The organism is Janthinobacterium sp. (assembly GCF_009923995.1).
Classification (GTDB): Bacteria; Pseudomonadota; Gammaproteobacteria; order Burkholderiales; family Burkholderiaceae_D; genus Janthinobacterium.
In genome coordinates this window covers 137,252-150,360 of record NZ_RFSK01000009.1, presented here as the reverse complement: position 1 = coordinate 150,360, position 13,109 = coordinate 137,252, and the positions used below count along the sequence as shown (strand labels likewise).

Sequence of the window (13,109 nt, the reverse complement as noted above, 5' to 3'; positions counted from 1 at the left end):
GCATGGTGGGGAAAGGCGGCAACGAGGGGCGTCAGAGCCAGCATGATACGGCATTCCCGAAGGCTGTAGCTGGAACGCTTTTTGCTAAAAAATCACGGTTTCCGTGTACAGTTGCGGTGAATTAGGGTATCGTTTACAGCACTGATATTGTATCTTCTGCGCGCGATGTTCCGCCGGCGCGATCTCCGCCGCCATCGCAGCACACCTCCTCACCGCTTCCGCACTCGCCGCACAGCATGTCCCGGAGCACGGAGGTGCCGCAAGAGCAATGATCTATGGCTTGCAAAACGAAGCTGTCTGCGCCCCGAAATGTTGTTTATTGAGAAAGCATGGCTTCCGCAGTGCGGAGGCACACCAGAAAATTTATGTCTGAAACTGAATCGACTCCTACGCCTAGCCCGGCGATCGCCACTGACGCGGCGCCTGCCGCCGCAGCGGCGCCTGTTGCACCTCCCGCCCCCATCGATGCTCCCGCCGTGCGTTTTGCCGATTTTGGCCTGGCTCCCGAGATCCTGCGCGCCTTGACCGAGCAGGGCTACACCCACCCGACGCCGATCCAGGAGCAAGCCATTCCTGTGGTGCTGCAGGGCCGCGACGTGATGGGCGCGGCCCAGACGGGCACGGGCAAGACGGCCGGCTTCTCGCTGCCGATCATCCAGCTGCTGCTGGCGCATGCCAGCAGCAGCATGTCGCCCGCGCGCCACCCGGTGCGCGCGCTGATCCTCACGCCGACGCGCGAACTGGCCGTGCAGGTGGCTGAAAACGTCAAGGCCTATGCCAAGCACACGCCGCTGCGCTCGACTGTCGTCTTCGGCGGCATGGACATGAAGCCGCAAACGGTGATCCTGCGCGGCGGCGTGGAAATCGTCATCGCCACGCCGGGCCGCTTGCTCGACCATATCGAGCAAAAGAACATCAGCCTGAGTCAGGTGCAGATGCTGGTCATGGATGAAGCCGACCGCATGCTGGACATGGGTTTCTTGCCTGACTTGCAACGCATCATCAACTTGCTGCCGAAACAACGCCAGAACCTGATGTTCTCGGCCACGTTCTCGCCAGAAATCAAGAAGCTGGCCGGCACTTTCCTTAACGATCCGCTGACGATCGAAGTGGCGCGCAGCAACCAGACGGCCGACAAGGTCACGCAAGTGGTCTACAAGGTGCCGGAAGACCAGAAACACGCCCTGGTAGCCCATTTGCTGCGCCAGCGCGACCTGAAGCAGGTCATCGTGTTTTCGAATACCAAGATCGGCGCCTCGCGCCTGGCCCGCGTGCTGGAGCAGGAAGGCATGAGCGCCACGGCGATTCATGGCGACAAGAGCCAGCAGGAACGCATGGCGGCGCTGGAAGCGTTCAAGAAGGGCGAGATCGACGTGCTGGTCGCTACGGACGTGGCCGCACGGGGTCTGGATATTTCGGACTTGCCTTGCGTCATCAACTTCGACCTGCCATACAACGCGGAAGACTACGTGCACCGCATCGGCCGCACGGGCCGCGCCGGCGCCTCGGGCGACGCCATCTCGATCTATTCGGACAAGGACGAGCGCCTGCTGGCCGATATCGAAAAACTCATCAAGCAGAGCATCAAGCGCGGCGAACTGGCCGGCTTCTCGCCCGCTCCAGCGCGCAGCAGCGACAGCGAACGCCGTCCGCCGCGCCGCAGCGAAGGTGGCGAAGCGCGTCCGGCGCGCGCTGCCGACAGCCGCCATGCCGGCGAGAGCCGCGACAGCCGCTCCCCCGAGCGCGGCGCCCGTCCCGCCTTCGGTCCCGGCGCCCGTCGCGACAAGGTCGATCCTTGGTTCCTGAAGCCATACGAGCCGGCCAAGGCGGCACCCGCAGCGGCTACGCTGGCACCGGTCGCGACAAAACCCAAGCAAAAAATTGCGGTGCTGTTGGGCGGTAGTCCAAAGCACTGACCCCACATTTTCTCAAGGGACATGACGATATATGGTAATGCCTGGCGTTCGAAAGAATGCCGGGCATTATTTTTTGTGGGTGGTGTTTTGCCGCGAAGTGCATGGCTGGAACATGAATATGCAGGGCTTGCATGTGAAGAACTTATGCCGCCCTTGAGTTGGCGCGTCGATTTAGCTTGCCGACTCCGCAACATTGCACAGGCATCCGCAGGTTAGGCGTTGCATATCGGGGCAAGTCATGCGCGGCAGGGGCGAGGATGGCAGACGGGGAAGCCTGGTCTTGACCGGCGAGGCAGCAGTCGTGTGCGGTCTTCCACCTATGACAGGGGTGATATTGCATGGTAACAGGGCGGATAGAAAAAATGCAATTTCCAGCAGAATCGCAAGTCGCTCATCCTCATCTATGCCAATTGCGAATCAGGGGTTCCCTTTTCCATCATCCTGTGCGAAGCGCAAAAAAAAGCCGCGCAGTCTGACCTGAGCGGCATTGTGGACCTGCGCGTAGTGGTGGAGATTAGTTTTTTCTGATGCTGTGGCGGCCGAAGATCAGGCCGGTGGCAAGCACGATACCGATGAATAAACTGAACAGTATCGTTACCGAGAGGCGCAAAGTCAGGTTCTCCGGCAAACTCGGACCTGCGATGAAGCGGCTTTTCTCCAGGTATTGGGTCAATGCCATTTGATTATCGATAGTGATTTTGTTGTACACTTCCTTGATGGTTTCATCTTCCAGATCCTTGTTTTTGAATATTTCTGCCTTGACCTGATCCAGGCCACGCAAGATGTCCTCTCCCGACTTGGTGCCGTCGAGCAGCGATTTCGCCTTGTCGTAATATTCACGCAATAAAATGCTTTGCTGCTGTTCGCGGCGCGCCCGATAAATCTTTTCCGTCGCTGTCGATGCCTGTACCTCGGTCGTCATGAGTTGAGTTACGGGAGGCAGGTAGCGGGCGCTGTCATCGGTAACGGAAATGACTTGGCGCGCACTTTGTCCCGCGACGTCAGGATATCGGGAGACAATTTTCTTGAGGTCATCGCCGGTACGCCGATACTTAGCAAGAAGCTCCTTGTTCTCGATGATTTCGTTATCGAGCTTGGTAATCTTCGCGGTCATTTCCGTATGCTTGAAACGCAGGTCATCGGAATAGATCATGTAGATAATCGTGTCCACGGTATAACGTCCCAGCAATCCGACCATCGCCTGGGCATTCTTCGGATCCTGATCCTCGTAGCTGATGCGCAGGCCGATGACATTGTTGCTGCTGCCCTTTGGCTCTTCGAGCAATTCCTTGGCATCGAGCTTGGTAAACGGATAAACGGGGTCAATCCATTTGGATATCCCTTCCCGCGACGAGAAGGAACGGCGCAGATTTTCCACGCCGGGATTCTGTTCCAGCTTGTGCTGGCTTAAAAAATCGGTAAAGCGTTCATTCGATTTGAATGCGGCGGCATAACGTTTGTAGTTCGTCAGTGTAATACCCGGATCTGGTTCCTTGTCCTTCTCATCGACTTTCTGCACGATGGGAACGGTACCGCCGAATTGTAAGAAACCTTCACTTTTATATTCTGAAAAGATTGCTCTGGCGCCGATGCCTGTGATCAAGGTGAGCGAAGTAATAGTCAGAAAGGCATAACGATTCTTCCAGATCACCTTCATGAGGTCAGAGACGGGGATAGTGTTGTCGTCAATGTCATACCCCATGGTTGTTTCTTCTTTGCGCATATTTTCTCTTTTTAATATACTCGACATAAAATCACGCATCGGCGATCAATAGAATATTTTTATTAATTAATTTTGAATGAATTTTCTGTTTTTGCCTTGTAGTTTTCTTTTTTTGAATATGTGGATTAGGTCGAAAAAAGCATTATTCACGTAAAAATTCTGACAAGTATGCTAATTATATCTGAAGCATTCCTTGGGCACGCCTGCCAATTGTGACGATTTGTAATGTGTCACGGTCGGCGGCGAGGCCACCTTGCTGTAATCTGGCGCCATTATTGTGCTGCCCCCTTCGTGGCATGGTCACGTGGACGTGCGGAATAGAGTAGGCTTGGAGAGGACAATACTGTTTCAAATCAACTTTTCAGCACGCACCCACTTCGCCAAGGCAGTCGAGAAGCAGCGCCCAGCGTCTGACGTGCAGGCCAGGCCGGGAGCGGCGGTGCCTATGAGGATGGGGAGTAGCCCCTGTTCCGGACTGCGCTGCCAAGGGCAAAGGGGCGCTTGCAGGCAGCCATGAAATACATGGCTGCGCAGGTGCCGTTGGAGCGCGAGGTCCTGTTCCAGCCTTGTTGGAGCCGACTGCGTGTTACAGGTAAGCGTCAACCGGCTTGTGTTCGCTGCCTTTGGACTGGTTCAGCCGGGCTTGTTCGGTCCAGATGAAGTCTTCAATGCCGCATTGCGGACTATATTCCTTGATGATGGAAAGCAGCGAGGCGCGGACAGCTTCGTAGTCAAATTTCTTACAGGCAAGATCCATCTCATTGAGCATGCTCCGCAAGGTTTGCCAGGCAATCTCGGATTCCTGGGCACGCATGATGAGCGGGTGACTGGTCCCTTCTACATTGTCGCCGATCAACAATTCCTCATACAGTTTCTCGCCTGGGCGCAGTCCCACGTGCTCGATCGCGATACCATCGGGCGAGGTTTTGCTGCGGACTTCCAGGCCGCTGAGATGGATCATCCGTTCCGCCAGGTCGCTGATCTTTACCGGGTCGCCCATGTCGAGCACGAAGACATCGCCGCCTTCTCCCATGGCACCGGCCTGGAGCACCAGTTGTGCGGCTTCCGGAATGGTCATGAAATAACGGGTGATTTCCGGATGGGTCAGGGTGATCGGGCCGCCGGCCTCGATTTGCTTGCGGAACAGTGGGACCACGGATCCGGATGAGCCGAGTACATTGCCAAAGCGCACCATGCAGAAACGAGTGGCTTTCTGATTACGCGCAAAGGCTTGCAAGATCAACTCGGCCAGACGCTTGGTCGTGCCCATCACGTTGGTCGGGCGTACGGCTTTATCCGTCGAGATCAGCACGAAGCATTGCACGCCGCTGTCGATGGCCGCCTGGGCGATGCTCAGGGTGCCGAAGACATTGTTGCGGATGCCTTCGATGGGGTTGTGCTCGACCAGCGGCACGTGTTTGTAGGCGGCAGCGTGATAGACGGTATCGACCGCATAGGTCGTCATGATGCGCGTGCACTTTTCACTGTCGAGAACGCTACCGAGGAACGGTACCAGTTCGACTTGCAAGGCATGCGTTGACTTGATATTTCGCAACTCCTGCTTGATCGAGTACAGGGCAAATTCCGACATTTCCAGCAGAATCAGCCGGGTCGGCTTCAAGGCAATAATCTGGCGGCACAATTCGGAACCGATGGAGCCGCCGGCACCGCTGACCAGCACGCATTTTCCGGTAATGCAGGCGGAGATCAGGGCTGGTTCCGGCGCAACCTGATCGCGTCCCAGCAAGTCTTCAATTTCAATGTTGCGAATATCCTGCAGACGTAGTTCGCCACTGACCAGGCTCTCTACGGGTGGCGTTACCTTGATATGCACTTTCAGCGGTTCGAGTTTGTCGAGCAGGCGCTTTTGCTGGCTTTTCGAAATTGATGGCATAGCCAGCAGGATTTCACTGATGCGCGTGCGTGTGATGACATTGGGCAAATCCGCTGACGAGTAAACTTTCATGCCAGAAATGGTGATGCCGCGCAATTCCTTGCTGTCATCGATAAAAGCGACAGGCAGGTATTCATGGCCGGCACGCAAGGCGCTTGCCAACTGGGTACCGGCCTTGCCAGCACCATAGATGGCGACACGGACCATGCCTTGCTGGCGGCCAGGATGCAGCAGGAAGCCGCGGACCAGGAAGCGGCTTGCAACCATGTAGGCGATCGCACTGATCCAGTAAATGCCAAACACTCCGCGCGACATGCCGTTCATGTGCGTCGTGAATGCAGCCAAGGCGACCAGCAAGGCGACGGAAATGGTCACGCCGATGACAACCGAGTAAATGATTTTCTGGTCAATAAAGCGGATGACTGCGCGATATAGGCCGAGGCGCACGAATATGGGTAGAGAAATGAGTGGCACCGCAATAATCAGATATAGATAATTGGCGAACAGGCTTAATGTGACTGAATCGTAACGCAATAAAATAGCGATACAAAAGGTGATCGGCAGGAGAAATAAATCTGCCGTCGCGGCGATCATCTGTTTGTGGAACCGTGATAAATCAAGTATGGATTTCATTGTGTGGTTACTAATTATTGTGATTCGAATCGATAGACCTGTATTAATGCAATCAGCATGCGTTGCATGCAACTTTTGTCAGGAGCATTATCGACAATAGATGAATGGTATAAGACAGCTCGACACTTGTCTGCCGGCATGATGAATGATGCCGCCGCGCGCTTACCACGTCCTGAAAATGCCTGAGTACTGTTCTCACAGCATTATCTGTTGTAACTTGCGTGGCCCGGTTCGGGATGAGTGGGCACACATTATTTTAATGGAAACGCCTCTGTCGCGGCCCCCTTTTTGTGGCGGCAAATGCTTTTAAATAGGCAGCCTGTGCAGTTGATCAACGTGTACCGTTTCTTCAGCTCGCTGTACTGCCGCGAACCTTGGCCAGCAGTTTGGACGTCGAGCGGTCATGCTTGAAGTCGATCGCTACAGCTTGCCCGCCATAGGCCAGTACGGCCTGGCCTTCAGGAATGGTGTCCATTTGATAATCTCCACCCTTGACATAGATGTCGGGATGCGCTTCGCATACTACTTCCAGTGCGGTATCCTCGTCGAAATCGACCACAAGGCTGACCGACTCCAGTGCGGCAAGCAGGGCCAGGCGATCTTCGCAGTTGTTAACCGGGCGGTCGTCGCCCTTGCCCAGGCGCTTGACCGAGGCGTTTGTATTGGCGGCCACGATCAGCGAGGCGCCCAGTGCGCGTGCCTGGGCCAGGTAGGTCACGTGCCCACGGTGCAGAATGTCAAAGACACCATTGGTCATGACGACAGGCTTCGGCAGCGCTGCGACGCGCTGCTTCAGGTCCGCAAAGGTGGCAATTTTGTTTTCGAATTCAGGCATGAGCTCAGTATGTTGTAGTAAAAAATATATGCCGCTGGTACAAGAACAACGGCATCGGCATTACATTAGTGCGTAATGCCGTCACGCCTGACCACTTTTAAAAATGTCAGGAAAATGATCTTGATATCCAGCATCAGGGAACGTTGTTTTAAATATGCAACATCGAGCTGGACTTTTTGAGGGATGGGCAAATCGTCGCGGCCGTTGATTTGCGCCCAGCCAGTCAAGCCAGGCAAGAGCTGGTCCACGCCATGCTCGGTCCGCAGGACAATCAGGTCGTCCTGGTTGAACAAGGCCGGGCGCGGGCCAACAAAACTCATATCGTTGGCAATGATGCTCCACAGTTGAGGCAATTCATCCAGGCTGGATTTGCGCAAGAATGAACCGATGGGTGTCAGGAACTGGGCCGGATTCTGCAGCAGATGCGTGGCTACTGCCGGCGTGCCAATCTGCATGGTTCTGAATTTCGGCATCTTGAAGATGCGATTGCCGCGCCCAACGCGGTCCGACCAATAGAGTATCGGTCCCGGCGAGGTAAAACGTACCATCAGCGCCACGATCAAGAGGGGAAGCGCCAGGATAATGGTGGCGATAGACGCCAGCAACAGGTCAAATAATCGTTTCATTATATTTTTTTGCATTCCTTACCGGTTCTAATCAAGCCATCCTTTGTGGTATAGGGCGGTGTCCACGCCAGGATTTGCCGAGTTTTGGTGATGTCGACAGTGAGTTCGGCATCGAGTTTATTGAGCATGTGACGCTTGCCGACCAGCGAGCATAGCAGTGATAGCAGTGATTTGGGAACCGCCATCAAGGTTGGCCGTTGCTGCATGCCTGTCGCCAAATGACGGAAGATGTCGGCCAGCGTGACTGCCTCGGCATCGGCGGCGAGAAAAACGTCGTGCAGGGACGCTGGCGTGGTGGCACAGGTACGCAGCAGGTCGGCCAGATTCCACACGCTGATCAAGCTGCGCTTGCCCAGCAGGCTGCCGAAGGGGAGGGGCCAGTTTTTTGCGGCCAGCTTGAGCAGTGTGGCGAAGTTGCCTGGTGCATCCGGACCAAAGACGAGGACGGGACGAACGATCGCATAGTCGATGCCAGCCTGCCGGGCGTGTTTTTGCACCAGTTGTTCGGCTTCCAGCTTGCTGATGGCGTACAGGTCATGTGGTGCTGGTGCGTCGTCGGCCGAGAACGGGCGGGAATTGCTGTTGCCGTTGACACCGATGGAGCTGACAAACACGAAACGCGGAGCGCCTGCGGCGATGGTTTTGTTGAGCAACTCCTCGGTCAAGCCCACATTCACCCGACGAAACTCGGTGAGCGGATCGTTGACGGTGTCGTGCATGACATGCGCCCGGCCAGCTAGGTGGATGACTGCACCGCATTGCGGCAACACCGCTTCAAGTGCGCGCAGGTCGCCGAAATCGGGAATGCAGACTTCCTGCGCCACGCCAGGGGGGGCGGAGCCTGCCGTGCGTACCAAAGCAATCACGCGGTGGCCATGCTCGGCCAGATGGCGGCACAGGTGGCGGCCGACAAAACCCGAGGCTCCGGTGACTAGGATGGTCATGGGCGCGTTCATGGCGTTACCGAGAAAACATCGTTGAGCCAGCCGTCTATCGAATATTTGTTGTACAGGTCCTCGGGCAGATCGACATACGGCAGCGTCAGGAATGCCGGATCGATCTGCGGATTATCCCTGTCAATCACGGCAATGTTCTCCGGGCGATAAAAATCATATTTCTTGACGTTCTGATTCGTCGTGATCAGCTTTTTCCGCGCACCGACCATTTCAATGGTGCGCATGGTCAGGCCGATCTGGTTCGGGTGCTGAAAATCGAGAATGACCTGGGATTTGGCGATGGCCGCCATGACCTGAGCCTTGTTCATCGGCGTGAAGGAAAATTCCGAAACTTTCGACTTCTGGAAGGCCGGCACGAAGATTCTCTTCAGGCGATAGATCGCCATGCTGGGGATGAAGAGGAAAAAGAAATTGGGCTTGTCACTGGCAGGCAAGGCCGCGCTGATTTTTTTTACCAGGGCATACCGGTCACTGTGGGCCGTACCGATGAAACTGACGGCATATGCGGATTCATTGCGCGGCAAGTCGCGGTACTCGTTCAGGAAGAACAGCGGACGCAGGCGTATGCCAGGAATGGCCTGGGCATCCTGATCGTCGAAGGTGAATGCGCTGTCAAACTGAGAGACTGATTGCAGGAAATTGCCATTATTTTTTACCGAGTCATAGGAGTAATAAATGAACTTGGCGTTGGCATTTTTTTGGCGCAATGCCTGCAAAATATCCGCAGGCATGCATTCCATCTTGATGATGAAAACATAGTCATAATTACCATGATTATTATCCAACAGGACGGAAAAATAGCGGTGAATGGCTTTTTGTTGCGTGCTGGGCATGACGCGAATGGCGAATTTGGACCATGCGCGCGTTGACGGTCGGTCGTCATGATAATCAACATGCGCCCCCAGCTGTTCCAGGCGCTCTTTTATTTCTCGTTCGTAGCCGAAGAAAGCGGGCGCAATAAACAGGATTTTTTTCCCGTTAAAAAAATTTTCCACTATCACTATATTTAATCAATCAATTATTTAGATGGGCATGGCGGGGATGCCGACCACGGTCAGACCGTGCGCCACATCCTTGAGTACGACGGCATTCGCACCGACACGGACGTCGTCTCCAAGGACGACTGGCCCCAATATCTTGGCGCCGGAGCCGACGATCACATTGTTGCCGACCACGGGACGGGACGTATCGTTATAGCCGATATCGATTTCGCGCGCGCCGAACGTGACATTGTGGTAAATCGTGGCATTGGTGCCGATACGCAGGGCGCCGATGACAGTACCTTGCGTATGGGGAAAGTACAGCCCGGGGCCGATTTCGCAGCGCACGGCGATCTCTAGGCCGAACAGCACGAAATTTACCAACGACACGATTTTGGCCAGGGGCGACAGGCGCTTCTGGTAAAACCAATGCGAAAGACGGAAAAGTACCACCGGCATGAAACGCGGAGAAAACGACGCCAACAGCAACCGGCCGAAGGTCGGCTGCTTGTCCGGTTGGCCGGCATAGAAATACTGCCGGGCCAGGTCGTGATACAAGGTGGTACGCAAACTCATGACATCATCTTGCGTTTTTTTAACTCTTCATTCGCCTTGTCCAGGCCATCTTCCGGCAGTGGTTGCGAACTGACCCATGCGGCGAACTCTTCAATACCGCGAACAAGCGATACTTGCGGCGTGAAGTTCAGCGTGGAGCGAATTTGGCTCAGGTCGGCGTAACAATGGCGGATGTCGCCCAGGCGGTATTGGCCTGTTACTTCCGGACGGATGGTGCCGCCCAGTGCATCGACGAGCAGGTTGGCAATATCGAGGACCGATGTCGGCTCGCCAGCGCCCACGTTCAGCGTCATGCCACTGGCAGCATCGCTTTCCATGGCCAGCTGGATAGCTTGCACGATGTCATTAACGTGCACGAAATCGCGGCTTTCCAGGCCATCTTCAAAGATCGGCAAGCTCATGTTACGGCGGATGCGGGTCGAGAAAATCGACAGGATGCCGGTGTAGGGATTGTTCAGCGACTGTCCTGCACCATACACGTTCTGAAAACGCAGGATGGCGGTGCTGATGCCCAGCGAGTCGCCGGCGATACGGATCAGATCTTCCTGGGCATACTTGGTGGCTGCATAAATCGACGCAGGGCTTGGACGCGCCGTCTCTGGCGTCGGGATGGCGCGCAGCGGGCCGTTGCAGACTGGGCACAGCGGATCCCACTGGTGGTTTTTCAGTTGGACGGCACTGCGTGCACCTGGGAATACGGTGCCGTGGGTAGCACAATCATATGCGCCCTCGCCGTAGATCGAGCGCGAGGAGGCGAGAACGATTTTTTTGACGGTGTGCGGGTTGTTGGCCAGGATGTCCAGCAATTGCGCCGTAGCCTGGGTATTGACATCATTGTAATGTGCAATCTGATACATGGACTGGGCGGTACCGGTTTCGGCTGCCAAGTGGATGACGGCGTCCACTGATTTCAAAGCTTCTTCCAGGACGGCGGACTGACGCACGTCGGCACGGATGAAGTGGATGCGACCGTCACGCAGCATCGGTTCATCGAGTTGCGGGTAGGCACCATGGATTTGTGGCGACAGATTGTCAAGCACGGTAATACGGTAGCCATCGGCCAGCAATTTGCGGCTCAGGTTGGTGCCAATAAAGCCGGCGCCGCCGGTGATTAAGATATGTTTGCTCATGCCGATTCCCAATTTCCGTAACCAAGTTGTTTTTCAATTAATGCGCAAATGACGTGACCCCAGAAAATATGTACTTCCTGGATGCGGGCAGTGATGTTGCTGGGGGCAATCAATGGCCAGTCAACTTGATGGGCCAGCTTGCCGCCGTCTTTGCCCAGCCAGCCAATTGAGTAAATACCCATCGATTTTGCCACTTCGACTGCATTTAGGATATTGGCCGAATTGCCGGAGGTGGAAATGGCGATCAATACGTCGCCAGCCTGGCCTACGCCGGACAACTGGCGAGCAAAGACGTGATCATAGCCATAGTCGTTGGCGATGCAGGTGAGGGCCGAGGTGTCCGTAGTCAGGGACAGGGCCGGCAGCGCGCGGCGGTCATCGACCAAGCGTCCCACCAGTTCCGCAGCGATATGCTGGGAGTCGGCTGCGGAGCCGCCATTGCCGCAAAAAATTACCTTGTTACCCTTGGCAATCGCATCGGCGCATACTGCGGCAGCCTTGGCAACGCTGGCTTCCATCGCAGCCAAGCGGTCGAAAGTTTCCACGTGCTGTTGCAGCGATTTTTCAAAAATAGTCATCGTGTCCTCTTGAAATGGATATTTAAAATAATTCTTTGTAAGATGAACCAGAAAAAAATATACAGTTCGCCGTGAAGCGGGACCATATAGATAGTTATGGCTGCCTGTGCCGCCATAGAGAACAGGAAGATATCATCGCTATTTCTGCGGAACAGTTCATAAAGAGCCCAGGACAGTCCGCCGACGAAAAAGCCTGAAATAATAACACCAAATACCCAAAAGTCCAGGTACAGAAAAGTCCATGAGGCGAACGCCGGATAATATCCAACCTCTGCTGCGCCGGGGTAGAGAAAGTCTTGGATCATCAATTGGCCGTAGATCAGCGGCTTGTCCGGGGCAAACGAACGTGGGACGTATCCCCAAAAACTGCTGATAAAGGAATCGCCATAGGTCGGACCAATATTGTTGTACTGGGCGACAAATTCAATCGATTTCTGGAAATAGTCGAAATACGATAATGCGCCGATCAGGTTGCTTGTGGTTCCCTGCAGTAATTGCAGGCCAAGGAAAAGACCAAATAATGTCAAACCAATTACCGTAAAGAACTTGACGCTGATCAGTTTTATATAGTGGGTGTAGTAGAAAAGAATGAGTAGAATATTTACGAAAAATATCTGCTTGGAACCGGTGAAATAAGTAAGGACGAAAATAACTAGAAACAACGGCGAAATTTTTAATACATCTTTTTTGGTGCGTGCCTTGGTCGAGTACAGGACGTAAATAGTGAAAAAGGAAATCGACCAGACCCAGAATAGATAATAATTGCCGGCGCCAAATTTGTAGTTTTGATATGCTTCGCGGGGATCCGTGATCCACAGCATACCGCCGTCCCCGGCAATCATCAGCATGAAGAAGTTAAAACAGATAAAGGCGATGATGACAAATAAAGTCAACACCGAAAATGGCGTCTTCGAGCGCGGCATGCTGAGGAAAAATGCGCGGCGAATCGTGTCGACAGCCCGCAGCAGCCAGCGGGGACGCAGGATAAAGGGCAGGGCGAAGCAGCTGACATACAGCAAGTGCAGCAGCAAGGCGTCGACAATGTCGGCATCGTTAAAATTCTGCTCGGTGTCGGTAAAAAAGATCAGCGAGCAGCTCAGTATGACGCGCAGGCCACTATCGAGGGCCAGGTAGAAGGTCAGGGGATTGAGCGGTGTCTTGTAAAGCTTGATGCCGTAAATAATCAGACCGAAAACAAATGTCGATAAAAATATGAGAAGAGCAATTGAATTCTGATGCATACGTTTGTGGTTCCAATTCGA

11 protein-coding genes are annotated in these 13,109 nt (G+C 54.5%); 1 reads left to right on the top strand and 10 read right to left on the bottom strand.

Annotated elements, in window-relative coordinates:
* The first annotated feature begins 365 nt into the window (after nt 1-365).
* Nucleotides 366-1,916 (top strand): DEAD/DEAH box helicase, encoded by a 1,551-nt coding sequence (locus tag EBS11_RS07330; RefSeq protein WP_290601679.1) that lies wholly within the window; start codon nt 366-368, stop codon nt 1,914-1,916.
* A gap of 514 nt (nt 1,917-2,430) precedes the next feature.
* Here EBS11_RS07330 and EBS11_RS07325 read toward each other — a convergent pair.
* The 10 genes from EBS11_RS07325 to EBS11_RS07280 all read right to left on the bottom strand — a co-directional run bounded on the left by EBS11_RS07325 (nt 2,431) and on the right by EBS11_RS07280 (nt 13,088).
* Nucleotides 2,431-3,639: a lipopolysaccharide biosynthesis protein gene (locus tag EBS11_RS07325; protein ID WP_290601677.1), complete on the bottom strand. Its 1,209-nt coding sequence runs from the start codon at nt 3,637-3,639 to the stop codon at nt 2,431-2,433.
* Nucleotides 3,640-4,225: 586 nt separating this feature from the next.
* Complete coding sequence (locus EBS11_RS07320; protein WP_290601675.1) at nt 4,226-6,166, bottom strand: nucleoside-diphosphate sugar epimerase/dehydratase; 1,941 nt, start codon at nt 6,164-6,166, stop codon at nt 4,226-4,228.
* A 349-nt stretch (nt 6,167-6,515) separates the two neighbouring features.
* Nucleotides 6,516-7,001, bottom strand: a complete 486-nt coding sequence (locus tag EBS11_RS07315; protein WP_290601673.1) for an adenylyltransferase/cytidyltransferase family protein — start codon at nt 6,999-7,001, stop codon at nt 6,516-6,518.
* Between the two features lie 65 nt (nt 7,002-7,066).
* Nucleotides 7,067-7,627: a sugar transferase gene (locus EBS11_RS07310; RefSeq protein WP_290601672.1), complete on the bottom strand. Its 561-nt coding sequence runs from the start codon at nt 7,625-7,627 to the stop codon at nt 7,067-7,069.
* Nucleotides 7,627-8,571, bottom strand: coding sequence for an NAD-dependent epimerase/dehydratase family protein (locus EBS11_RS07305; protein ID WP_290601671.1), 945 nt, complete (start codon nt 8,569-8,571; stop codon nt 7,627-7,629). The genes EBS11_RS07310 and EBS11_RS07305 overlap by 1 nt, the downstream gene beginning before the upstream one ends.
* 8 nt (nt 8,572-8,579) lie before the next feature.
* Nucleotides 8,580-9,578, bottom strand: coding sequence for a hypothetical protein (locus tag EBS11_RS07300; protein WP_290601669.1), 999 nt, complete (start codon nt 9,576-9,578; stop codon nt 8,580-8,582).
* Nucleotides 9,579-9,605: 27 nt separating this feature from the next.
* On the bottom strand, nt 9,606-10,139 hold the full coding sequence (locus EBS11_RS07295; protein WP_290601668.1) for a serine acetyltransferase: 534 nt from the start codon (nt 10,137-10,139) through the stop codon (nt 9,606-9,608).
* Entirely contained in the window at nt 10,136-11,269 is a 1,134-nt protein-coding gene (locus EBS11_RS07290; protein ID WP_290601667.1) for an SDR family NAD(P)-dependent oxidoreductase, read from the bottom strand. Before EBS11_RS07290 ends, EBS11_RS07295 begins: the two co-directional genes overlap by 4 nt.
* Nucleotides 11,266-11,847, bottom strand: a complete 582-nt coding sequence (locus tag EBS11_RS07285; RefSeq protein ID WP_290601666.1) for an SIS domain-containing protein — start codon at nt 11,845-11,847, stop codon at nt 11,266-11,268. Before EBS11_RS07285 ends, EBS11_RS07290 begins: the two co-directional genes overlap by 4 nt.
* On the bottom strand, nt 11,844-13,088 hold the full coding sequence (locus tag EBS11_RS07280; protein WP_290601665.1) for an O-antigen polymerase: 1,245 nt from the start codon (nt 13,086-13,088) through the stop codon (nt 11,844-11,846). The genes EBS11_RS07285 and EBS11_RS07280 overlap by 4 nt, the downstream gene beginning before the upstream one ends.
* Nucleotides 13,089-13,109: the final 21 nt, after the last annotated feature.

Excerpts from the sequence above, each read along its gene's own strand:
- EBS11_RS07290 (WP_290601667.1), bottom strand. The coding sequence starts at position 11,269 with ATGAGCAAACATATCTTAATCACCGGCGGCGCCGGCTTTATTGGCACC.
- EBS11_RS07280 (WP_290601665.1), bottom strand. The coding sequence starts at position 13,088 with ATGCATCAGAATTCAATTGCTCTTCTCATATTTTTATCGACATTTGTT.
- EBS11_RS07295 (WP_290601668.1), bottom strand. The coding sequence starts at position 10,139 with ATGAGTTTGCGTACCACCTTGTATCACGACCTGGCCCGGCAGTATTTC.
- EBS11_RS07285 (WP_290601666.1), bottom strand. The coding sequence starts at position 11,847 with ATGACTATTTTTGAAAAATCGCTGCAACAGCACGTGGAAACTTTCGAC.
- EBS11_RS07325 (WP_290601677.1), bottom strand. The coding sequence starts at position 3,639 with ATGCGCAAAGAAGAAACAACCATGGGGTATGACATTGACGACAACACT.
- EBS11_RS07315 (WP_290601673.1), bottom strand. The coding sequence starts at position 7,001 with ATGCCTGAATTCGAAAACAAAATTGCCACCTTTGCGGACCTGAAGCAG.
- EBS11_RS07330 (WP_290601679.1), top strand. The coding sequence starts at position 366 with ATGTCTGAAACTGAATCGACTCCTACGCCTAGCCCGGCGATCGCCACT.
- EBS11_RS07310 (WP_290601672.1), bottom strand. The coding sequence starts at position 7,627 with ATGAAACGATTATTTGACCTGTTGCTGGCGTCTATCGCCACCATTATC.
- EBS11_RS07305 (WP_290601671.1), bottom strand. The coding sequence starts at position 8,571 with ATGACCATCCTAGTCACCGGAGCCTCGGGTTTTGTCGGCCGCCACCTG.
- EBS11_RS07320 (WP_290601675.1), bottom strand. The coding sequence starts at position 6,166 with ATGAAATCCATACTTGATTTATCACGGTTCCACAAACAGATGATCGCC.